Origin of the sequence: Neobacillus drentensis (genome assembly GCF_036962765.1) — a bacterium.
GTDB lineage: Bacteria > Bacillota > Bacilli > Bacillales > Cytobacillaceae > Neobacillus > Neobacillus drentensis_C.
The window spans coordinates 1-23,758 of record NZ_JBALOS010000140.1 but is presented as its reverse complement, the minus strand read 5'-3'; the positions used below and the strand labels follow the sequence as shown (position 1 = coordinate 23,758).

At 37.3% G+C, this 23,758-nt stretch carries 15 protein-coding genes, 1 pseudogene and 2 riboswitches; of the genes and pseudogenes, 9 read left to right on the top strand and 7 right to left on the bottom strand.

What is annotated here, in order from left to right:
• Positions 1–1,013 precede the first annotated feature (1,013 nt).
• A riboswitch (cyclic di-GMP riboswitch) is annotated at positions 1,014–1,100 on the top strand.
• A 306-nt stretch (positions 1,101–1,406) separates the two neighbouring features.
• Both V7137_RS17540 and V7137_RS17535 read left to right on the top strand, forming a co-directional pair.
• Positions 1,407–1,573, top strand: a pseudogene (locus V7137_RS17540) (dTDP-glucose 4,6-dehydratase); the annotation flags it as partial.
• A gap of 536 nt (positions 1,574–2,109) precedes the next feature.
• Positions 2,110–2,196: riboswitch (cyclic di-GMP riboswitch) on the top strand.
• A 49-nt stretch (positions 2,197–2,245) separates the two neighbouring features.
• A complete protein-coding gene (locus tag V7137_RS17535; protein WP_335699286.1) occupies positions 2,246–2,371 on the top strand; it encodes a DUF3789 domain-containing protein in 126 nt (41 codons plus the stop codon).
• A gap of 181 nt (positions 2,372–2,552) precedes the next feature.
• On the opposite strand, the gene V7137_RS17530 is transcribed toward V7137_RS17535, so the two are convergent.
• Positions 2,553–3,536, bottom strand: a complete 984-nt coding sequence (locus V7137_RS17530) for an LCP family protein (protein ID WP_335699285.1) — start codon at positions 3,534–3,536, stop codon at positions 2,553–2,555.
• A gap of 122 nt (positions 3,537–3,658) precedes the next feature.
• Here V7137_RS17530 and rfbB point away from each other — a divergent pair, with 122 nt between their 5' ends.
• Positions 3,659–4,678 (top strand): dTDP-glucose 4,6-dehydratase, encoded by a 1,020-nt coding sequence (gene rfbB, locus V7137_RS17525; protein ID WP_335699284.1) that lies wholly within the window; start codon positions 3,659–3,661, stop codon positions 4,676–4,678.
• A gap of 61 nt (positions 4,679–4,739) precedes the next feature.
• Here rfbB and tagU read toward each other — a convergent pair whose 3' ends face one another.
• The 4 genes from tagU to V7137_RS17510 form a co-directional block, all read right to left on the bottom strand.
• Positions 4,740–5,663, bottom strand: a complete 924-nt coding sequence (gene tagU / locus V7137_RS17520; RefSeq protein WP_335699283.1) for a polyisoprenyl-teichoic acid--peptidoglycan teichoic acid transferase TagU — start codon at positions 5,661–5,663, stop codon at positions 4,740–4,742.
• A 449-nt stretch (positions 5,664–6,112) separates the two neighbouring features.
• On the bottom strand, positions 6,113–6,217 hold the full coding sequence (locus tag V7137_RS30715) for a helix-turn-helix domain-containing protein (protein ID WP_420490149.1): 105 nt from the start codon (positions 6,215–6,217) through the stop codon (positions 6,113–6,115).
• A 323-nt stretch (positions 6,218–6,540) separates the two neighbouring features.
• Positions 6,541–6,807, bottom strand: coding sequence for a helix-turn-helix domain-containing protein (locus V7137_RS17515; protein ID WP_335699282.1), 267 nt, complete (start codon positions 6,805–6,807; stop codon positions 6,541–6,543).
• 42 nt (positions 6,808–6,849) lie between these two features.
• Positions 6,850–7,416, bottom strand: coding sequence for a competence protein ComK (locus V7137_RS17510; protein WP_335699281.1), 567 nt, complete (start codon positions 7,414–7,416; stop codon positions 6,850–6,852).
• A 346-nt stretch (positions 7,417–7,762) separates the two neighbouring features.
• Between V7137_RS17510 and V7137_RS17505 the strand changes: the two genes are divergently transcribed.
• The 6 genes from V7137_RS17505 (at position 7,763) to V7137_RS17480 (ending at position 20,037) form a co-directional block, all read left to right on the top strand.
• Complete coding sequence (locus V7137_RS17505; protein ID WP_335699280.1) at positions 7,763–7,966, top strand: Ig-like domain-containing protein; 204 nt, start codon at positions 7,763–7,765, stop codon at positions 7,964–7,966.
• A gap of 142 nt (positions 7,967–8,108) precedes the next feature.
• Positions 8,109–8,402: a hypothetical protein gene (locus V7137_RS17500; protein ID WP_335699279.1), complete on the top strand. Its 294-nt coding sequence runs from the start codon at positions 8,109–8,111 to the stop codon at positions 8,400–8,402.
• A 131-nt stretch (positions 8,403–8,533) separates the two neighbouring features.
• Positions 8,534–8,848: a hypothetical protein gene (locus tag V7137_RS17495; RefSeq protein WP_335699278.1), complete on the top strand. Its 315-nt coding sequence runs from the start codon at positions 8,534–8,536 to the stop codon at positions 8,846–8,848.
• Between the two features lie 83 nt (positions 8,849–8,931).
• Positions 8,932–15,846 (top strand): Ig-like domain-containing protein, encoded by a 6,915-nt coding sequence (locus V7137_RS17490; protein WP_335699277.1) that lies wholly within the window; start codon positions 8,932–8,934, stop codon positions 15,844–15,846.
• Positions 15,847–16,124: 278 nt separating this feature from the next.
• Positions 16,125–16,451 carry a hypothetical protein gene (locus V7137_RS17485; protein ID WP_335699276.1) on the top strand — a complete coding sequence of 109 codons (327 nt, stop codon included), beginning with the start codon at positions 16,125–16,127 and terminating at the stop codon, positions 16,449–16,451.
• A complete protein-coding gene (locus V7137_RS17480) occupies positions 16,441–20,037 on the top strand; it encodes an Ig-like domain-containing protein (RefSeq protein WP_335699275.1) in 3,597 nt (1,198 codons plus the stop codon). The genes V7137_RS17485 and V7137_RS17480 overlap by 11 nt, the downstream gene beginning before the upstream one ends.
• 928 nt (positions 20,038–20,965) lie before the next feature.
• On the opposite strand, the gene V7137_RS17475 is transcribed toward V7137_RS17480, so the two are convergent.
• Both V7137_RS17475 and V7137_RS17470 read right to left on the bottom strand, forming a co-directional pair.
• A complete protein-coding gene (locus V7137_RS17475; protein ID WP_335699274.1) occupies positions 20,966–21,967 on the bottom strand; it encodes a LysM peptidoglycan-binding domain-containing protein in 1,002 nt (333 codons plus the stop codon).
• A 685-nt stretch (positions 21,968–22,652) separates the two neighbouring features.
• Positions 22,653–23,297 carry a hypothetical protein gene (locus V7137_RS17470; RefSeq protein WP_335699273.1) on the bottom strand — a complete coding sequence of 215 codons (645 nt, stop codon included), beginning with the start codon at positions 23,295–23,297 and terminating at the stop codon, positions 22,653–22,655.
• Between the last annotated feature and the right edge of the window lie 461 nt (positions 23,298–23,758).

Genomic DNA, 23,758 nt, shown 5'->3' with positions numbered 1-23,758 from the left:
GATATTCCCCACAAAATTCCAACTAAAAGATTCCCTTGCTCATTCATGAAATCCACTCCTATTGGTAGTTGTAGAAGACTCTTGTGTATTTTTTTTATGCATTGGGAAACGCTTTCGAAATAGTGGTTCAAATTACCGTAGCCTTAATGGAATAATCCCTTTTAATGAATTCGGCTATATACATATTAAAGGTTAAATATCATCGTATTGTTTACTATATAATAGACAAAAACAGATGTGGAAAAAGTAGAAACTCGCAATTATTAAACCGAATATTTAGATAATTATTTATAGTAGATCAATTGATTACTCAGTGAGACCTAATCTATTTTTTTTAGATAACGAGTTACAGAATGGTTAACTGGTGAGGTGTCAACATTTATGGCCCTTTTTGGATTATTAAATAAAACAAGTGCTTCATAGGAAAGAATCTTAATGTCCGGAGGGTGCAATATGTAAGCCTACCAATCCAATATTGTTCACCAAGCATCAATTCGCTCCTCATTGAAATATATTACGAGCAACAATATAGGCTAATATCCATAAAGGGATAGATAAAATGACACCCCAAAGGCAGCCAATACCAAAATTTCTCCCATCTTCTTTCTCTGTCATATTTATCACTCCAATTCCGAATCATGTTGTTTATCATCATTAAACCATGGGTTGATGAAATGTAATATTTAAATCGTTCGATTAATAGCTACAAATTATTCTCCATAATGTCGAACATGATTGTAATTTAATAGATAAAGGTGGGTCTTTTAGTGTGGTTATGTTGAGAGAGCTGCCAGTTTGGAAGAGAGGATTACATAGGGGCATTATTTCATGGCTAGGATTGATGCTCTAAGAAATTTTTGAAAATAGTCGTTTAATCATAAATCACCTTTTGCGCCAAGAGAATCTGTTTGTGGTTTGGTTATGTCACTTTATAATCATAATAAATAGGTTAATAGGTCTATTTAATACTAGTAACTATTGTTATAATATAAAGATAATATAAACACATAGTTCGTACGAAAGGGCAAACCCGTTGAAAAGTGGAGGCGCAAAACTATAGGGGCTAAGGTTTTCTCATACTATGCCAGCCAGTTACCGAATATGATGATCACCTTACTACGGATTATGAATATACTCTGGGAGGTTACACTATGGTTATCTTTATTGCAGGTTTATTTGTTGGTTCTTTCTCAATGCTTACGATTATGAGTCTTATGGTTGCAGCTAAAAGGGGAGATCAACTCCTTGAAATACAACAATAAATTGAAAGCGTTTACTAAACAATCCCGACATTGGGGTTGTTTTTTTATTATTCGAAAACAATAACAAACAGAGTACGTAATAAACCTAATAGAAGGTCCTTTGTATAAAGACAAACTATTGAAACTAAAAGAGAGGAGAAAACGATGGTGAAAAAGGAAAAAATAATCATTACTGGTGCGCAGGGTTCATTTGCGGGATTTTTGTTCAATATTTGGTTAATAAATACCCTCAATATGATATTTATAATCTGGATCTATTAACTTACGCTGGTGATCCAACTAAGCATCGTGATATTGAAAAGGAAGAAAACTGAATAAACATAAAGAATAAGGATGATACATTAATGACTGCAAACATGACGAGCATTTCATATATTCTCACACTACCTAGGATTCTATATTTTTTAACAAGAAACTTACCGTAATCTATTCCTATTATCTTCTTTGTTTCCGCTAACGAAGTTAAACCAATTACAGTCATATTAATTGCAATAATAGCAAGTAAAGTGGCTGTATCAAATATGATTTTTGGGATATCTATGAAACTTATTTTTCTATCCTCCTAGGAAAAATTACTAGTTAAATTCTATTTTATCAGATTTTAAGAAATGATTATAGAGGTGCTGGTGTCTAGGAATATCAAATATAGACATATAAATTTAAAAATTCGGATTTAACTTTCGTTGTCTAGTATTGGTCAAAATAAAAAAAGACACCAGTTTCATTAATGTTCGAAGTGCCTAGAATTGTAGATATAAATAGTCTTAAAGTCTATGTTTCTATTATTAAAGTGTTAATAGAACTATCTATATATAGTAATTTATGGTATAGTCTAGACACATAGTTCGTACGATAAGGGCAAATCCATTGAAAGATGGTGGCGCAAAGCTATAGGGGCTAAGGTTTTAATAAACTAAGCCAGCCAGATACCGAATATGATCACCTTCCGACGAATTATGAAATATAAAATAGGAGGGGTATCTATGTTTATTTTTATCGCAGGTTTATTTGTTGGTTCTTTCGCAATGCTCTTTACTATGAGCCTCATGGTTGCTGCAAAAAACGGAGACCAACAACTTCAAGCATTTTATAAAGAAAAAGCATACTAAACAATATAAAAACACCCTTTCTACGTTGAAAGGGTGTTTTTAAATCGGTGTAACCCGAGTTATCTAACTAATATATGATCACATGAGTTAATTCTTTTTTTTAATTTTTTGAGAAAAATCGAATAATGGTTTTAAAGTTTCACCCATCATTCGCGGTATTGTAGCGTTGTTATGATTTATTTTAAAAGTTCCTAGATATTAAATCATTGATTTTGTCTTGATCAATGACTAATTGATAGTTATTGGCTTTCAAGATATCGTCGTACATTCTTTTACCTACACCTGGAATTTGGTGATATTCTAATTGGGTATTTGGGTCAAAATCTTTTGCTGCTAGTCCAAGACTTAGCATATCAGAAGTAGACATATTGGTAGCTATGACAAACTTAGGAATAGACTTAACTAAAGAAGGCAAATTGGTAATGTTACTTGGACTTAAGGCTTTCTTCGCAATTCCTTTTAGAGCTTCTTCTTGTAACTTTTGTCGGCCGTACTCTCCATTCTTAAGTGAGTAGCGCTCATGTACAACCTCCGCAACCATTTTTCCATCAAAGGAATGTGTACCAGTTTTTATTACTTTATTGTTATTTTCAGCATACCAAGGATGTGTTAGTTTCACATCGAATGGTACGTTCATTTCAATTCCATCTACAGCATCAACCATTGCTTGGAAGCCGCCATAATTGGTTTCTACATAGTAATTGATTGAAACTCCAGTTAATTCACCGACTGCTCTTACTGCTTCTTCTACACCTTTTTTTGCACCCTTTGTAGCTTGCATAATATATTGCACACTAGTTAGTTTGGTATACCCATAACCATCTAAATGAACACGTGTATCACGTGGGATACTAATGGCATCATACTGATGTTTATTTAAATCAACATGAACAAGCATCATAGAATCAGAATGACCCACATTTTGTCCCTTTCTTTCATCGGAACCAATTAATAGCAAGTTAAAAACTGGATCTTTCACTTCTACTGTTTCACTTGTAGATTTTGTATCCGTAGTTTTTCCCGTGCTAACTACTGGAACAGTTGTAAAATGATTTTTCGGTTGTATCTGATAGTATTCGTATCCGAGGCCTGCAATAATGAGTAAAATAATACCCAAAAAGCTGAAACCAATAATTTTCCATCTGCGTTTATTCTTGTTTTTCATAGTTTCCTCCGATATATTGACAAATTCAATTCTACTAATTTTACTGTTTTTGGATAATGAATTCAATAATAGATTATGGATAACCATTAAAATACTGGTAAGATAAAATAAGAGGTGAAATAATGGCAAGGAAAAAGCTTCTTGTAACTGGTGGCGCTGGATTTATTGGAGGGAACTTTGTTCAATATATGGTTAACAAGTATCCAGAATCCGATATTTATAATTTAGATTTATTAACATATGCTGGTGATCTAGCGAAACACCGTGATATTGAAAATAAAGAAAACTATCACTTTGTTAAAGCTGACATTGCTGACAGAGAAACAATTATTTCGCTTTTTGAAAAAGAGAAGTTTGATTATGTAACGCATTTCGCTGCAGAAAGTCATGTGGACCGTTCCATTACGGAACCGGAAATTTTTGTTAGAACAAATGTATTGGGAACACAAATGTTACTTGATGCTGCTAAAAAAGTTGGCGTTACAAAATTCGTTCATGTGTCGACTGATGAGGTTTATGGTGAATTAGATTTTGACCCAACAACATTCTTTACAGAAGAAACACCACTACAACCAAATAGTCCATACAGTGCAAGTAAGGCATCATCAGACTTCTTGGTTAGGGCTTACCACGAAACATTTGGATTACCAGTGAATATAACACGTTGTTCAAATAACTATGGACCGTTCCATTTTCCGGAGAAGTTAATTCCGTTAACCATTTCCTGTGTATTAAATGACGAAAAAGTACCAGTGTATGGGGATGGCAAAAACATTCGCGACTGGTTGCATGTACTGGACCATTGCGCAGCAATTGACCTTGTTTTACATGAGGGTATTACGGGTGAAGTGTACAATGTTGGGGGTCATAATGAGCGGACAAACCTAGAAGTAGTAAAAACAATCATTAACACTCTAGGTAAATCTGAAGAGTTAATTGAATTTGTTGACCGTTTAGGCCATGATAAACGATATGCTATTGATCCTATTAAGTTGGAGAAAATAGGTTGGAAACCAACTTACACATTTGAAACTGGTATTGCTCAAACCATTGAGTGGTACTTGGATAATAAATGGTGGTGGGAGCAAATTATAAGTGGAGAATATCAGAATTATTTTGAAAAGCAGTATTCATTGAAATAGTATATACTCGTATATCAATAAACCCGTGACCTCTATTTGAGGAAACGGGTTTATGTATATTTTAGTTTAATTCTAGTTGAGTCTTTAACTCGCTTTGAATCCTTTGTTTCTCCTCGTTTGAAGCCAATCCATAATAGATTTTATCAATCATCGTACCCGTTTCTTTTATCTCCATTTGCTGAATGTTTGTTCCGACTGTTTTATAATTCTTTTGAATATCCACCAATTGGTCAAAAGTAAGATTTGTTTTTACATTTTTACCGAGAGCTGTGAAAATATCGGAGAAATTAGTAATACTTGACAAGCTAGCCCCTTCTTTAATGACTCCTTGGATGATTTGACGTTGTCGTGTTTGACGACCAAAGTCACCTCGAGGATCTTCATACCTCATTCTTGAGTAGGCTAAAGCTTCTTTGCCATTTAAATTTAACTCGCCTTTTGAAAAATGGAAACCAGCTTCTGTAAAGTCTAAATCATTCTGCACAGTAACTCCACCCACAGCATCTACAATATCCTTAAATCCTTCCATGTTCACTTGCATGTAATAATCGATTGGAATATCAAGGAAGTTCTCAACTGTATCCATTGCCATAGGAACTCCGCCAAAGGCATAGGCATGGTTTATCTTATCCATTTTTCCCTTACCTACGATCTCGGTACGTGTATCACGAGGGATGCTAAGCATTTTTACAGAATTATTGTTTGGATTTATGGTGAGTACAATCATTGTGTCTGACCGCCCCCGGTCACCCTTGCGCTCATCGACGCCTAACATTAGCACGGAAAATGGATCCTTTTCCTTAAAGGCAACTGGTTCTTCACGCTTTTCTGATTGTTTCCGATCAATGGGCTGATGCATGGTTTCAACTGCACTTTTGAAAGAATTATAAACAGTGAAAGCATAAGCTCCACCGGCAACTAACAGGAGTAATAGAATACTGCCGGTTATCTTTAACCACTTTCTACTTTTTTTCTTCGGTTTCATTCGATATGTCCTCCTATTAACATACAACTTTTTACAAATCATACTATATAGTACCATAATAATAGGAAAATAGACATTAGGGAAATTGGAATTTACAACAACATAACAATCGATTACAGTCATACGAAAAATTCCAAGTTTATACGCAATTTGCATTTGGAATAAATCTCTCTCGCTGTCTGCCACATATCCACCCGTGGACCTAATCCGTAGTTTCTATTGAATATGACAAATAATTAAAAAACGTAAGAGCAGATGAATGCTCTTACGTTTTTTTGCTAAATGAGAAAAAGCTTATTGTGGACTCATTTTGCCACTTATTTGTAAAACGTATTACTCTTTGTATGGCTCTTCTTCAAAGAAACGAACGAAATCTATGGTATCTCCAAGTTTGCTTACTAAGTCTTCCGTCTTAATTCCTAATCCTCCTGCAAGTTTAACGAGGGTCGTTAAGGAGGGATTTTTTTATTTGTTTCCAGGTCATTCATATATGATCGATCTAAATTGCAATCAAAAGCAAATTGTTCTTGAGACTTACCTAGTGCATTCCGCATCTGTTTTAGTGGTTCTCCTATGTAAATGGTTTTTTCACTTTTCAAGGAAATTCTCCTCTTTAAGACCATTACATAATTAGAAACAATATTGCTCCACGGGCTATAGCCGATAAAACATAAAGTAAGGGAAATATATTTTTTAAGACGATTCATAAAGTATGATCGAATTCAGGTGCCCCCTACAGCCTGATTTATCTTATTCTGTATTTGAGTTTAGTCTAGATTTATTAGGAAAATGCCCAATCTTAAAAGCGGAGTTGGGAAGTTAAACAAAAAGGTCGTGTATTAAACAATATAAAATGGATGATATTAAAACAATTTATTTATGCCAGATTGTGGATATATTCCTTAACCCACCGGTTTCTAGGATGTTTTTCTACCTCCCTTAACAATTCAGAAGCCGACATTCCCAATGCGGTGGCTAGTGCTATTATAGTATCTAGGCTGGGCTTTTTTAGATTTCTTTCAAGTAAGCTGATGTAGGATGGATGTCTGCCGCAGCGGAAGGCCAAGCTCTCTTGGGAAAGGCTCTGAGCAATCCGTAATTTTTTTAAAACGCTTCCAAAATGGTGAACTGAATAAGTATCCAAAGAAATACTCCTTTTTTATCAATCTATCAAAGATTGGTTTGGTTATTTTTGTTCATCTTCTAATTTGCTAAAATTATATCTCCCTGTTTGCTCCTTGGTTAACTGATGCCCCTTTGGGGTTCCGAGATAAAAAATGGTCGGACCAGGATTGTTACCTCTTTTTCTAGAAATCTCCATCAATTGTTTGGCTTTTTGCATCCTCGTATTAATGGAAGTTAATCTTGAATCAACGATAATGGAGTGACCATTACTTAATTCAACCACAGTCTGGTTTCCCAACGCTTTTGTTCTGACAATATGTTCGGGGTTGAACCAAATACAATCGACCCTATTCGGTGATTTAGTAGGAAACAAGCAAATACCCAGATAAGGATTTACAATGATAGGACACCTCGCACGCTCGCCAAGAATGAGCTTGGCACTTGACATCGCCCCTCTTAAATCAAACCCTATGTATACTAATGCATCGTCTAACAGCTGCAAGGGTGTTCGATCAACCAGAAAAGACGAATTTCCAACCAGGACTCGTGCACACTGTTTTCCATATCGGTCATATTCTCCGATCATTAAGATCATTTTCTTTTCAATGAAATAGTTTTTCTGAATCATAATGGTCTTCCTCTCCTTACAATCGTTTGATTAGTAAAAAGGCCTACCTACTACTATTTCTGTTATGTACTGCCCTTTGGAAAGGAAGGATGTGCCTTGATTCATCTGTATGAAAAGTCTCTAACGGTCTTGGCAGCGTGCGAGTAAATTTCCACTTAGCAGGTAATATGTTTAACCTATTTGCTTTGTAGAGATTATCTTGTAAATATGTTAATCATTGCCTCTCGTATTTATTAAATAATAATTAGGACTTTTTCACCACGTACTATAGTACGTAGATTCGCCATATTTCGCCTAATTTCGTGACAATCATGTGACAAATTTTTGTTGAGGGGATCGAGGTTAAATGACTTCCGCCATGTTAACTGCGGAAGCCAACTCTACGATAACGATTAAAGTCGGTATCAAAGTCATTGGTATAGCCAAGGCAGATTCCAAAGGGAATTTTAAAGTAAAAATTAAAGCACAGAAGAAGAAAACGAGTTTAAGTGTGACAGCAACTGATAAAGCAATGAATGTAAGTAAGGCAGCAAAAGTCAGAGTGAAATAAACTATCAAAAAATTCCCTTCACACAGTGGAGGGAATTTCCTTTTGCTCTTAGCACTTCGAAATTTGTCGAAAATTGATTGGTCTTTATAGTAGTGGGAAATGGTAGAATTTAGTTGCTATAGAATAGTAAGAGGTGAAAAAAGTGTCTAATAGATTTTATGACTCTCAAATGGAGAAGAATAGTAAATCTTTTAGATTTAACAATCTAAACGGACTAAATATTAAAGGAAGCGGTCGTTCCAAGATAGAAATAATGGGACAATTGGATCACTTCACAATGAAAACACTTTACGAGAATTATGATATCATTCCCCAAAATTTAAAGGTATATCCCACCATCAAAGTATATCCAAGGGGTTACCAATATGAGGGTGGATTTGAGGGATTTTATCATTCTGAAACGAACCATATTGATATCATTGATCACAATTATTAAATTCAATTCTGGCACATGAAATGAGGCATGCCTTTCAGTAAATATATTTTCCTGATCTCTATTTTAAATCAGCATACAGTTCTGCTCGTGGATATTTAAATTGCGATGTTGAGAGGGATGCAAGAGGATATTTGTTAGATTATTGCATCGCAAGGGAATATTGGGAAGAGGCTGAAATTATTAAAAAGAACGAGGAACAAATGGAACTGGTTATTCAGAAAAAACTGGCACCAAGTGTAGTAGGGCTTAATGATGATTATTTCAGACGAAATCCATCAAAGGCAAGTATTGTATCTAGATCCTATCATTTAGATCAAAATTCGAGCACGGAAATGAGGGCTACTTCGGAGACAAAGCAGGAAACATCTGATATAGCAATTGGGTGTGTAACATTAATAGCAATAGCTGCAGTCGTTATTTTAATAATGTATAAATTTATTTTTTAATAGAAAATGCTTGAGGTTAATAGAAATATAGTTGCATTGTGAGTTGAAATATTAAAATTAAAAATGAAAAGGATAAATAGAGTATGAAAAAGGTATTAATCTGTATTTTAGTGCTGTTATTATCTACACAACATCTTGTGTTAGCAGCTGATTCTTTTGAAAGCTCAGCGTCATTTAGCATTAATAATTACTTAATTATTTCCTCATCGGAAATATGGTCAGAATCCAAAACTGTTTCGCAGGATGTCATTGTTGGACCTAATGCTACCTTAACGATCCCTACAGGAGTGGACATTTATTTTGAAGGGGATTTCATTATATATGGTAAGGTTCAGAACAATGGGAGAATCTATATGAACCATCATGATGTGATTGCCAATAATGTTAACATGGGTGGGATCAAGGCGTCAGGAGATGAAGGGTTCCTTAATTACGGGGTTTTTGACCCATATGGATTTACAACAGATGTAGGCTGTTTATGTATGATTCAAAAGGATTCTAATCCCTATCCGACACCACCTGTCGAATTGACCTCACCTCTCAATCTCTCAACTGTTCATAAATCAACATTAGCAGTTAAAGGGAAGACGGTTCCGGGATTTTTGGTAAAGGTAAACGGCAAGCAAACGGAAGCAGGTGGGGATGGCTCATTTTCAGTTGCGGTTGATCTTGTACCTGGTGAGAATACGTTGTCAGTCACGGTGGTAGATTCTTTTACTAGAGAACATAAAATACAAGACTTACAAGTTACATATGAGGAAGATCTTGATGCGCCCCCAGCTCCAATCGTTGATCCATTTGATGATACATTAACGAGGCTAACAGGCAGCGGCGAGGTCGGTTCTACGATTTCAGTTGAAAATAATGGTGTCATGGTGGGAGTAGCAAAGGTTGGTAGTGATGGCAAATTTTCAGTAAATATTGGGAAGCGGAGGAATGGCGAGGTCCTAACCGTTACGGCAACAGATGAAGCAGGAAATTCAAGCGAACCGACGCAAGTCATTGTTCAGGATAAAACAGGGCCGATAATTCAGTCCTTATCTCCAACTGATCAGGCAGTAAAAACGCCAATTAATTTAACAATTCGGGTCACTTTTAATGAAGGAATTCAGGCGGGGACAAATTTTAATAAAATTGAGGTTTTAAAGTCTAGTAGTGAGAGTGCAGCAGTTGAAAAAGTGATCACCGGGAATGTATTAGAAATCACACCAGCTGCAAAGTTGGATTATGATACAACCTATACAGTCAAGCTTCCTGCTGGAAGTGTTAAGGATTCAAATGGAAATGAGAATAAGGAGCCGAATGAGTTTTCATTTCAAACTGACGAATTTTCAACCCCGTTTAAAGGTGGAATCTATGAAGATACGACCTGGACGAAAGATAAAAGTCCGTTTATCGTCACGAATGATATGGTTGTGTTTCCGGATGCTACGTTAACTATTGAACCTGGTGTACTGGTGAAGTTTATGCCGAATGTCGGGCTGACGATTCGCGGGAAGCTTTTATCCAAGGGAACGGAACTTGATAAAGTTACTTTTACCACGGAAAATCAAAATTCACAGTGGAAGGGAATATCGATCGATTCACAACTTGGCGGTGAAGTAACCTTAAGCCATTCGGAGGTTTCCTTTGCCAATCTTGGGGTTTTAGTCGATCAGTATTATAATAACAATGATTATGTTCCATTAGTAGTTAATACAGCTATTTTTAAAGAAAATAATGTGGCCATTTCTAGTGGGAATCCGAATGTAACAATTAACAATTCCACATTTATTAGTAATAACACAGGTGTTAGTGGAAGTTTCAAAGAATTAACGAATTCCAATTTCAGTGATAATGTAAACGCAGCGATTATCACCAGAGATGGGTACGTTTATGATAGTGGATTTAAAAATAATCAAGTTGGAATACAAGGGGAAGGCAACATCTATAGTAGTAAATTTACAGGAAATGATGTTGCCCTAAGTGTATCGAAGGGGTATCTGAGATACAATCAAATCGAACGGAATGATTTAGGAATCCAAATAAATGGGTTGGCCGGATCCATCACTGTATCTAACAATGAAATTGTCGATAATCATACTGGAATTGATATTTTGGAAGGCTCCTTAGAAAATATAAAATCGAATACGTTTGATAATCAAATTTGGAATGTAAAAAATCATACGAAGTATACAAAAGATCTAACCAATAATTATTGGGCAACAACGGACGAAGCCGTTATCAAGGAAAAGATTTACGACGGATATGATGATATTGCGAATGGATTAGTTAAATATAAGCCGTTTTTAACAGAGACGTTAAGTCATGTTGATACCACACCACCAAAATGGGATGAAGCTACGAAATATGTAAGTTCTGTCCATTTAATTGAAGAAGATAAGACGGAAAAAATAGTAGCTTACTGGGGTGGTACTGCCACTGATGACATGGCTGTTAAAAATTACAATATCTATGTGGATGGTATTTTAATAGACACGGAAGATGGAAGAACTAGTTCAGGCAGGTATGATTTTGGGTTCGCTGATTATCAACCAGGTGATTACTCATTTAAGGTAGAGGCTGTTGATTTTGAGGGGAACATTTCATCTACCGGTCCATCAGCTACGATTACGATTCCTGATATAGAGGCACCGATTTGGCCAGATGACAGTGAAGTTCGTGTAATAGCAAAAGATGCAATGAGTGTGACACTTGAATGGAACCCAGCAAGTGACAATGTCAAGGTGCAGGACTACGGTATCTTCTTCAATCATTCGGTTATGACATCTACTATTGTTCCTGGGGGCACTACAACTTATAAAATAACCAATCTAAAGCCTTGGGAGACGTACGATATCCAAATTGGAGCAAGAGATGCAGCAAGAAAAAATGGAGGCTGGAGTATGGGCCCTAGCGTTAGCGTAACTTTGGAAGACCACAATCCGCCCCAATGGCCGAGAGATGCAGCTATTGCGACTTCTAATCTTTCAGAAAACAGCATTCATTTATATTGGCCGCAAGCTATTGATGAAGAAATTGTGGATCACTACGAGATTTTTATGAATGGCCAATATGTAACAAATACAGTGGAACCTTTTTATGATGTTTCAGGCATTTCGCCAAATACCGAATACACTCTTTCTGTTAAGGCGATAGACCGTCGGGGTAATAATGTTTCTGAACCGTTAAGTCTGACAGTTAAAACTCCTGATCACTCTATGCCCTTTTGGAAGTCTGGAAGTACGCTTACGATTACAAACATTACTGATACAAGTGTAAAGTTATCTTGGCCAGATGCCAATGATAATGTCGGTGTTACTCATTATCGAATCAAACAAAATGGCCAGGTCATTCAAACCGTTGAGGCCGGCATCACCAGTTATATTGTTACAGGATTATCCTATAATACGAATTATGAGTTTACAATTGAAGCACTTGATGCAGCTGGCAACTGGACTGAGTGGGGAGGACTTTATCAATCCCTGTTCATAACAGATACAAAAGCACCTACCTGGAGTGTTGTTCATACGTTAGCAGCTGAAAGTCTTTCAGAAAATGAAGTGCGTTTATCATGGCCAGCCGCCGATGATAATGTGGCAGTAACATACTACAGTATTAAACAGAATGGTATGACTATTGGTACCGTTGATGCGATGACTACAAGCTATCGTGTCATAGGATTAACAGGAAATACAGAATATGAGTTTACCGTGGAAGCTGGAGATTCAGCTGGAAACTGGAGTAGTAGCGGCTTAGCTAAGGTCGTGAAAACCAAGGATTTAACCGCACCTAATGCACCAACCGTAAATTATGTAACAGATCAATCTTTAGCCATTACTGGAACAGCAGAAGCTTGTTCAGTTATCTCGGTGGAAGCAGGAGTTGATGAAATCGGAACGGGAATAGCAGATGTGGGAGGAAGTTACCGTGTAGAACTTCCACTTCAAAAGGCGGGAACTGTTCTTGAAGTAAATGCAACAGATCAGGCTGGAAACATAAGCACCACTACAAAAATAATCGTCATCGATGTGACCGCTCCTGGCGAACCATCAGTAGATAAGGTCAGGGACGATGCTTCAAGCGTGACTGGAATTGCCGAGGTAGGATCGGTTATTACGGTAATAAAAGCCGGTTACTCGGATGTTGGAATAGGCACTGTTGGGGTAGATGGGCATTTCAGTGTAGATATTCCGTTGCAAAAAGCAGGAACCGTTCTTAGAGTTTTTTCAACAGATGGGGCTGGGAATAGAAGCATCCCTGTAGAGGTAACTGTCGTTGATTTGAGAGCACCTGATGCACCGAAAGTGAATGATGTAACGGACCAATCCAAGTTAGCAACTGGAACGGCTGAACCAGATTCCATGATTAAGGTCAAAGTAGAGAATAACGAAATTGGAACAGGTTTTGCGGACTTTGATGGGGACTTTAGCATAACGATACCTCAACAAAAAGCGGGTACCATGATTGAGGTATTTGCTATAGATCAGGCAGAAAACTCTAGCGAAGTCGCAAATGTAACAGTTAAGGATGTAACGCCTCCAAGCCAGCCGATGTTACATTACTTAACAGAGCAAATGACTCTTTTAAAAGGAACAGCAGAACCAAGTACCTCTATTAAGGTGCTGGTTAACGGAATGGAAATTGGAACTACCAAAACAAGCCCTGATGGTGTATTTACTTTAGAAATTCCGAGACAACATGCCTACGCAATGGTAGAAGTGATTGCCACAGATCAGTCTGGAAACAGTAGTATTCCGGGAACCGCTTTTGTTCAAGACGTGACACCACCTGATAAACCTGTGGTTAATGAAGTAACGGATCGTGCAAAAACAGTCACTGGCCAAGCGGAAGCGTGGACATATATTCTAGTTAAAGTGAATGGACAATTAATTGGAAATACAACTGCAGATTCAAACGGAACGTTCTCCGTATCCATTCCGGTGCAAAAAGCTGGGACTCCATTAGTCATTACAGCTCTTGACGGGGCAACAAATGAAAGTGAAGCAGCGACAGTAGTTGTTAAAGATTCCACCGCACCAGAAAAACCTGTAGTTATGGATGTGACGGATAAAGATACTTCAGTTGAGGGAGAAGCTGAAGCTGGATCTAGGGTCGAAGTGAATGTCAATGGTTCTGTAATTGGTGCAGGTCATGTCGGGACTGATGGACAATTTAAGGTGGAGATCCCTGTGCAAAAAGCAGGGACAGAACTAGTGATTAGTGCGATAGATCCTGCTGAAAATGTGAGTGAAGCAACAGCTGTTGTAGTAAAAGACGTAACCGCCCCAGAAAAACCAGTAGTTCGCGATGTAACGGATAAAGATACTTCAGTTGCTGGAGAAGCTGAAGCTGGATCCAAGGTAGAAGTGAAAGTCAATGGTTCAGTAATTGGTACAGGTCCCGTCGGGGCTGATGGGCAATTTAGGGTGACAATTCCGGTGCAAAAAGCAGGGGCAGAATTAGTGATAAGTGCAACGGATAAAGCTGGAAATGTAAGTGAAACAACCACAGTAGTTGTAAGAGACATAACAGCTCCAGATAAACCTGTAGTAAACGAAGTAACTGATAAGGACAATACAGTCACAGGACAAGCAGAAGCTGAATCAAAAGTAGAAGTGAAGGTAAAAGATTCAGTGATTGGTGCTGGAACTGCCGGAGAAGATGGTCAATATAAAGTGACGATCTCCACCCAAAAGGCAGGCACCGAAATAGTCATCATTGCAACGGATAAGGCTGGCAATGTAAGTGAAACAACCACAGTAGTGGTAAGAGACGCAACAGCTCCAGAAAAACCTGTAGTAAATGAAGTAACCGATAAGGATACTACAGTTACAGGCCAAGCAGAAGCTGGATCGAAAGTAGAAGTGAAGGTAAATGGTTCAGTGATTGGTACTGGAACTGCCGCAGAAAATGGCTACTATGAAGTGACAATTCCGGTACAACAAGCAGGCATTGGGCTGGTTATTATTTCTACCGATACGGCTGGTAATGTAAGTGAAGAAACTGGAGTAGTGGTGAAAGATGCGACTGCTCCTGCGAGACCAATAGTAAGTCCAGTAAGCGATAGAGACACAACTATAACAGGTGTAGCAGAAGCGGGATCTACTATCGAAGTGAAGGTAAACGGTTCACTAATCGGTACAGGTACAGCAGGACAAGATGGAAAATATAAAGTGACGATTCGAGTTCAAAAAGCAGGCACCGTGTTAATGATTATTGCAAGAGATGCCGCTGGAAATCAAAGTGAAGGAACCACAATAAAGGTTATAGATAAAACAGCTCCAACCGTTTTAACAGTAAATACAGTTTCAGACAAGTCAAAGGAAGTAACCGGCAAGACTGAGGCAGGAGCGACTGTATCGATCTTAATTGACACAAAGATTTATTCAGCTAAAGCTGATACAAATGGGAACTTTAAAGTGACCATTCCAGCGCAAAAAGCAGGAACAAAGTTAATTGTAACTGCCAAGGATGCGGCTGGTAATGTGAGTGTGGCAAAAAGTATCACAGTTCTGGATAAAACGGCACCGGTTGCTCCGACCGTTTCCATTTTTACAGACCTAGCAAAAGTAGTAACTGGTAAAGCAGAAGCAGGAACGATTGTTACTGTAACAATTGGAACGAAAAAGTACATCGCCAAAGCGGATGCGAAGGGGAACTATAAGGTAACGATTCCTGTGCAAAAAGCAGGCACAAAGGTAGTTGTGACCTCGAAAGATGTAGCAGGAAATGTAAGTGTAGCTAAGAGTGTGATTGTCATTGACAAAACTGCTCCGTCGGCACCGAAAATCAAAACTACTGTGAAAAGCACAACAAAAGAAGTTACTGGTAATGCCGAAGCGTACTCTACTATAACAATCAAAGTAGGAAGTAAAGTTATTGGCACAGCTAAAGCTGATTCCAAAGGGAACTTTAAAGTGAAAATTAAAGCACAAAAGAAGAACACGGTTTTAAGTGTTACAGCAACTGATAAGGCAAAGAATATAAGTAAGGCTGTGACAGTGAAAGTGAAATAATATATTAAAAGGAAATCCTCTTCACTTTTAGTGAAGGGGATTTTTACATGGAAGTTTGCAAGAAACCTTTTTTAAAAGAAGATCCACTCCAGGAAAACTGCACGATTATAGTTGAATGTATTTCTGCTTTAATTTACAAAAAATGATAAAATAGAATTGTATTTAATGGAGGGGATTAAGTTTGAGAATATCTAAAGAACATATATCTCTTAATAGGGTACGCGGTTGAAGGTACAGTTTAAATACTAAGTAAAAACATAACATGGGGGAACTTAAGAATGTTTGAAATTCTAGCTTTTGTTAGCATATTTTTGGTAGTAACTCTTTTGGTTACTTCAGTGTTTCACCGGTTAATAAAATCATTATTAGCCTTCACCTTATTTTTTACTTTTGCATTAGGTGATGCTTTACCAATATTAGCATCATCAGATATTACTCAGCCTACAGTAAAGAGTATAAGTTTCGATAAAGCAATAGTCCAGGCAGGGGAAGAATTACATATTCAAGTAGAAGCAGAAGATTTGGATTCGGGAGTAAACCAATTGTATGTGATACTAAAAAGGGCAATTGGGGGAGTCAGAGAAAACATTATTTTTGAAATATAATGCAGTAAGTCAAAAATACGAAGGTACATTCAATGTACCTATTAATGCAGGTAATGGGATATGGGAAGTAAGTTTTATTTATGCAAATGATAGAGCAGGAAATGAGTATTATACAATTATTAAAGCAGACAGTGAATTGTATCAATCATTTACAGTAGCTGGTGGGTTTGATGATACAACAAAACCAACTATAAAAAGTATAAAACTAGATAAAGAGACTGTTGAACCGGGCGCTCAAATACTTGTTCAAGTAGAAGCAGAAGATTTAGGGTCAGGTGTAAAAACTATATATGTTAAATTGCAAAAAGAAGGTGGGGGTGTAGAGAAAACAATATTTTTGACTTACAATGACAAAACTAATAGATACGAGGGAACGTACAATGTTCCCAATGATGCAGAAGATGGAAAATGGGAAGTGTTTTTCATCTATGCGAATGATAAAGCAGGAAATGAGTATTATACAATTATTAAACAAGGAAATGAATTGTATCAATCTTTTAATATACTTAAAGATATTATCCCGCCACAACTCCTGGATGTTAATGAAACAAATGATAAAAATAATTTCGTAACAGGAACAGCAGAAATTGGCTCGAAGATTACAGTCAAAGCTGGAACAACCGTATTAGGCACAGGTATAGCCGATAGTGAAGGTAAATTCACAGTGATAATTCCAGTTCAAAAAGCAGGAGAAAAATTAACATTAACTGCAACAGATCATGCCGGAAACGTAAGTGAAGCAAAAGAAGTTATAGTGAAAGATGTAACCGCACCAAGCATTCCAACCGTAAATGGAGTAACGGAAAAAGATACTTTTGTTACTGGTCAAGCTGAAGCAGGATCCAAAGTAGAAGTGAAAGTTAATGGTGAAGTGATTGGCACAGGAAATCCTGAACAGAATGGGGAATTTTCGGTGAATATTCCCGTCCAAGAAGCCGGTACGGAATTAGTGATTACAGCTACAGACCAAGAGGGCAATGTTAGTGAAGCAGCTATCATACGAGTAAGTAATGTAAAAGTAATTGTTTCTGGTGTTGAGAATAATGGGGTTTATAATACATCAAAAACGATTACTTTTAATACCGGAGCTGCAAAATTGAATGGGATTGAAATTGAAAGTGGATATGTTGTGAAAGAAGAAGGAGATTATACTCTAGTTGTAACGGATTCTTCTTCTACTGAAACAAACGTTCATTTTATTATTGATAAGACCGCTCCTGTGATTACCTATACGTTAAGTACCACGGAATTAACAAATGATTATGTCACATTAAGGGCTGAGTTTAAGGATAACGTAGGGATTAAACATGTTATTATTCCTGGGGGAAAATCTATTAGTGGAATCCATGCCTATCAAACGGATGCTACTGAGAATGGTACGTATTCCTTTGAGGTTGAGGACCTTGCTGGCAATATCGCAACAGAAACTGTTGAAATAACCAATATAGATAATGAGGCTCCTATTCTCGAAAAGGTGGACCCAATCGGAGATAATCAAACAGTCGTTACTGGCAAAACAGAACCATTTGCTAAAGTTGTGGCGGAAATCCTTTATACTGAAATTGGTTCGACAGTTGCTGATAGTAATGGAGAATTTACGATTCCGATAGAGAAACAAAAAATAGGTAAGATGATTCGAGTAACTGCAAAAGATCCAGCTGGTAATTTTAGCAATTCTATTGTCGTGACCGTAGAGGATAAAACTGTTCCTTTAGTAGAAGGAGTTGAAGACAATGGATTGTATAATAATGGTGTTCGAATTAAGTTTGCTGATGGTTTTGCCACATTAAATGGGGTTGAAATTGAAAGTGGAACATACGTAAATACGGATGGGGAGTATGTCTTAAAGGTAGCTGATCAAGCTGGAAATGTAACAACCATCCAATTTACGGTTGATAAAACGCCGCCAATCGTGAGTGGAATCGAGAATAATGGATTCTATAATAAAGGTGTGAACATTTCATTTAATGAAGGAACAGCCACCCTAAATGGAAATCCCTATACAAGTGGGACGATTGTAGAGGAAGAAGGAAGCTATACACTAGAAGTAATCGATTCAATAGGAAACTTGACCAATCTCGTATTCACTATTGATAAGACTGCTCCTGAAGCACCAAGAGTTCATCCGGTGACCGACGTTACCTTCGCAGTAACCGGGGAAGCAGAACCTTGGACGGATGTGGAAATAAGTGCACACGGTTTGGTCCTGGGGACATATACAACGTGGATAGATGGCCAGTATTACATTAATATTCCTTTACAAGAGGAAGGAACGGAATTGGTCATAACGGCTAGGGACAGAGCTGGAAATGTGAGTGAAGCTACAAAAGTGGTGGTGCAGGATGTAACTGCTCCAGGTAAGCCAGATGTGAAAGATGTAACAGATAAGGATATTTATATTACAGGACAAGCCGAGAGTGAATCCAAAATTGAAGTGAAGGTAAATGGTTCAATTATAGGCACAGAAACTGCTGATGAAGATGGTAAATTTAAGGTCACCATTCCAGTGCAAAAACCAGGAACGGAACTGGTTATTACAGCAATAGACAAAGCAGGAAACGTAAGCGAGTCAAGCGTAGTGGTTGTAAAGGATGTAACCGCACCAGAAAAGCCTGTAGTAAATGAAGTAAACGACAAAGATACTTTTGTGATAGGTAAAGCAGAGGCTGGATCAAAAGTAGAAGTGAAGGTAACTGGTTCAGTCATCGGTACAGGTACAGTAGGACAAGACGGCAAGTTTAAATTGACGATTCGAGTTCAAAAAGCCGGAACGGTATTAAAGATTGTTGCAACTGATACTGATGGAAATGAAAGTGAAGAAACCACAATAAAGGTTATAGATAAAACTGCTCCTACAGTTTTAACAGTAAATACTGTTTCAGATAAGTCAAAGGAAGTAATCGGAAAGACTGAACCTGGAGCAACTGTATTGATCAAAATTGGCACTAAGATTTACGCAGCTAAAGCTGATACAACTGGAAATTTCAAAGTGGTTATTCCGGCACAAAAAGCAGGTATAAAATTAGTTGTAACTGCTAAGGATGCGGCTGGCAATGTGAGTGCTGCAAAGAGTATCACCGTTATTGATAAAACGGCACCGGTTACTCCAACCGTCTCCGCTATTTCAGATCAAACAAAAGTTGTAACGGGTAGAGCAGAAGCAGGAGCGATTGTTACTGTTATGATCGGCACGAAAAAGTACATCGCCAAGGTGGATGCGAAGGGGAACTATAAGGTAACGATTCCTGTGCAAAAAGTAGGCACAAAGGTAGTTGTGACCACGAAAGATGCTGCTGGAAATGTAAGTGTAGCTAAGAGTGTGATTGTCATTGACAAAACCGCTCCGTCGGCGCCGAAAATCAAAACTACTGTGAAAAGCACGACAAAAGAAGTTACTGGAACAGCCGAGGCCTACTCTATTATAACAATCAAAGTAGGAAGTAAAGTTATTGGCACAGCTAAAGCAGATTCCAAAGGGAGCTTCAAAGTGAAAATCAAAGCTCAAAAGAAGAAAACAGTTTTTCGCGTGACAGCAACAGATAAAGCGAAGAATGTCAGTAAGGCAGCGACAGTTAGAGTGAAATAATTATAAAAATCCCCTTCACACATTGTGAAGGGGATTTTTATTGAAAGTAAACAATTGATTCCAGAATGTTAAGTTAGGCACAAATTCTATTTCAGTATCTAACTTAGGTTCTTTATTGAAGCGTTATTTTTGAAGACATCACTCGACATTTTTTTCGAGCAATTTTAGAAAGATAGGAATGGAGAGAGCTGAGGTTGCTCTTAATCAAACGTTTGGCTAGTTTCGAAAAGGCTAGGTTTTAATACAATAATGGAAGTTGGCAAGAAATCGATTTTATTTTGTAGAAAGGTGGGTTATTTCCTTGAAATGTTCAAACGGTCTCGACAATCTTCATGCTTGTTTAGCAAGAGTGAATCTTTTAAATCAGGCTTCGTACCTATTTAACCAAACGTTTGATTAGTTTCGAATTGGTGGGGTTTTATAGAATTATGGAGGTTTGTGAGAAACTCATCAGATTATGAAGAAAGTTGGAGTATTTCCTGCGGAATTTCAAAGCGTTGCTCGACAATCTTCACGCTATCCTTAAAAGGAGAACTCTTATCCTTCAGTACTTACAGCATTTTCAACCAAACGTTTGATTAGTATAGCCTATTTGGTATTTTGTCGAAAGGGTGTCGGTTTGTGACATCAAATGAATCATAAAAAAAGGATGAAATATAAATAACGGGTTTAGTTTTGGAGTAGATTTTTATATCTGGGGAAAAGCAGAAGAGAATCATTCGTTATTGCGTATAAATTATATCCTTTATAGTGTATTATTTTTCTAAAATTCCTAACCGTTGTACAGGAGTTCTGTCCCTATCTAAATAAAAGAAGCCTAATTCATATGCGAATTAGTCTTCCAATTCTATTACTAATTTAATTTTTCTACTCCTAAACGGAACCGATAAAACTATCATTTTGCCTTTTTTTAAACACTTGATGATTATTACATAGATGCTAAAATTTCTTGCATTTTTTGCTTGACGAGCGGATAGAAATTGTTTTTGGCGTCAGTGGTGGAATTCCCACCGAAGAATTTAGTCCCAGGACATGTTTTAACGGCATGCCCTTCACTGTGATCTAATACTCGTTCGCCTGAGTTAATGTCCCACCAATGATGGTAGGTGATACTGTCAATGGAAGGGGTTAACCCATATTTCAGCATTATTAATGCCGTTACGGTAACAATCGTTTCTCTTTGTTCCGCCGTCATTTGTTCTGCATCGAAGTTTCCCACGTTTTCCATGGCAATCGCATCCGCTTCAATTTCATGCATAGCCGCTTTATTGAGTAACCCGAATGACCCCTCTGGAGCTTTGTTAAAAGGTCTGCCCACTACCACGGTTCCGTCTGGAAACGTGGTTAATTGTTGACTGATTTCACTCCATTTCATCCCCTGAATATGGTATTCCTCCATCCCCTTCATCAAAGCAAAGTGGTTCGACCCATTGAATTGCTGATAAGAAGGTTGGTAGGTGTGATGAAGCTGGAATTTGCCCACTTTTCGAGTGAATTTGTGATTAAGAATCCAATCTTTAAATTCCTCTCGATTCATCCGAATAAACTTGCCATCCATCGTCAGCTGTTTAGGAGGGATTTTTAACTTTTGCCCCACTATAATCGCATCGGAACTAAGTCCATTTGAGGTTGCAATCAAAGAAACTGTAGAATTAAACGATTGCGAGAGCTTCCATAGTGTATCGCCAGGGACCACTTCATACATGATCGGCACTCTTAACTTTTCCCCAACTAAAATCAAATCCGATTGTAATCCATTGATTAGTTTCAAGTCTGCAGCAGTAGTCCCATAGGTTTTAGCAATTTTCCATAAATAATCACCTGATTTCACCTCATATAAATTTCGTGGATTGTTCGCTGCAAGAGCGGACGATAAATTAATTTGCATGAGAAAGAACAAACTAAAAAGAAGCACCAATAGTTTTTTCATTGATTAGTTCCTTTCATGAAGAATTCATGAAGCAGTATCTTCTTTTAGTTTGTAAAACGGCCATTAATTTATTCGGGAAGGGAGGGAAGGTACTTTTTACATAATTGGTATCTTGGAATACATTCTGGTTGTAGAGGTGCTACTTTTTCTTTAGATCCTTGTGGAACTAAGCACTGCAATAAAAGGTAGAAGAAAATAATCAGGAGATTTTTTCCTTTGTGTGTATGGGGGAATTACCTGATCGTATTATAAAAAATGGCTATTGTGAAGCCAAATGTAAGGACAATAAAAGATAAGTTAAAATAAATATTATCAACCTTAGTCATGATCAGTTTCTTTTTTGCAAATTGGAGAAAGGGTACGACGGATAAAAGTAAAAGTATAAATGGCAATATCGTTAAAAATGTAAAAGAAGTAGTTGTAGTAAGAAATACATTATAAAAGTAGAAAATACCGTAAAAAGTAATTACTTATTACATCATTTTTGAAACTTACGACATAATTACGGATACTTATTACATCATTTTGGGAACTTACTACAGAATTAGGGTTACTTATTACATCATTTCTGAAACTTACGACATTTACTGGGAATTAATTGGAAGTATTTGCGCAAAAAACAGACAAGCTCTTTTATTGGGCTGTCTGTTATTAAGTGATTATACATGTTCGTACAAATGCTTTTCTATGCCTTCTGGATGTTATTTGATTTACTTTGCCTCCATAAACCAACAGCTATCCATAAGCAACCAAGGGTGACAAGCAATCCGTGAGCTAATCGGAGCGGCTGCCCACCAAAGAATTGAGGGATATATAGTGTCATTCCTAAAGCGAAAGGAATGCCGCTCCATTTCTGGTACCTCCCTGACCTCCAAATCGTAATAGCGACTATAATCGAGGCAGTAGCGAGGAACAGAAGACCTATCAGGAACATAATGAGCCCTGTACCAGAACGTACGACATTTGCAAGGCTAACCAAAGCTGCTGTGTCTTGGTTTATCGCCTCCAGTCCTATAGCGTGTAGACCGTACGTTTCCCCACCATAAAACGGTAAAGTTAGACCTATGCCTACTAAACATAATACGAACGCAGAGTACATTAGTGGTTTTAAAGCAGTATCTTGTAATGAGATATAAAGTCCGAGTAAACCTAACGGTAGTAATGTAAAAGCGACTATGGCAAGGATATGAGCAATAAGCCACTCGGTGGAGGCGAAAGCTGCAGCACCTTCTAAGGAAGCTTCATCGGAAAATGGACGAATCGCTGGATAAAGTACAAACAATATTCCTGATATTCCAAGAGATAAGGCACTAAAACGCAGATTGGGCATAATTGGTTTCCTTCCTAGACTAAACGCTGCCTCAAAAACAGCTTCGCTCCTACATTCTTATTACAATAGAAAAAACATAAAACGAAATTGGATGCCGATCGAATGTCAACATTATGATTCCTCACTTTTAAACTCAATCTCATTATATAACCAGTTTTTTAAGTTTGGGTTAATTCGATGTTAAAGATAAATGAAGTATGAAAGATGTATTTATTTTATTTGTGTCTTTTAAAAATGATGAAAGCTATCCAATGGAAGCCCATAGAGACGTTATAAAATAAGAAAAGAGATGGAAATCCCATCTCATTTCTTATTAAAATCATAATCACATATTAAAAGCTCCTTTTCTCTTAACAAGAAAAAAGGATCGCGGCAGCGGTCCCCATCTTTAACTCATGCACCCGTTAGTTTTCTAGTCCTTTCTTAAACCAAAATACAAATTTTTTTACAATATATAAAAT

Excerpts from the sequence above, each read along its gene's own strand:
- V7137_RS17535 (WP_335699286.1), top strand. The coding sequence starts at position 2,246 with ATGTTTATTTTTATCGCAGGTTTATTTGTTGGTTCTTTCGCAATGCTC.
- V7137_RS17530 (WP_335699285.1), bottom strand. The coding sequence starts at position 3,536 with ATGAAAAACAAGAATAAACGCAGATGGAAAATTATTGGTTTCAGCTTT.
- rfbB (WP_335699284.1), top strand. The coding sequence starts at position 3,659 with ATGGCAAGGAAAAAGCTTCTTGTAACTGGTGGCGCTGGATTTATTGGA.
- tagU (WP_335699283.1), bottom strand. The coding sequence starts at position 5,663 with ATGAAACCGAAGAAAAAAAGTAGAAAGTGGTTAAAGATAACCGGCAGT.
- V7137_RS30715 (WP_420490149.1), bottom strand. The coding sequence starts at position 6,217 with ATGCGGAATGCACTAGGTAAGTCTCAAGAACAATTTGCTTTTGATTGC.
- V7137_RS17510 (WP_335699281.1), bottom strand. The coding sequence starts at position 7,416 with ATGATTCAGAAAAACTATTTCATTGAAAAGAAAATGATCTTAATGATC.
- V7137_RS17505 (WP_335699280.1), top strand. The coding sequence starts at position 7,763 with ATGACTTCCGCCATGTTAACTGCGGAAGCCAACTCTACGATAACGATT.
- V7137_RS17490 (WP_335699277.1), top strand. The coding sequence starts at position 8,932 with ATGAAAAAGGTATTAATCTGTATTTTAGTGCTGTTATTATCTACACAA.
- V7137_RS17485 (WP_335699276.1), top strand. The coding sequence starts at position 16,125 with ATGTTTGAAATTCTAGCTTTTGTTAGCATATTTTTGGTAGTAACTCTT.
- V7137_RS17475 (WP_335699274.1), bottom strand. The coding sequence starts at position 21,967 with ATGAAAAAACTATTGGTGCTTCTTTTTAGTTTGTTCTTTCTCATGCAA.
- V7137_RS17470 (WP_335699273.1), bottom strand. The coding sequence starts at position 23,297 with ATGCCCAATCTGCGTTTTAGTGCCTTATCTCTTGGAATATCAGGAATA.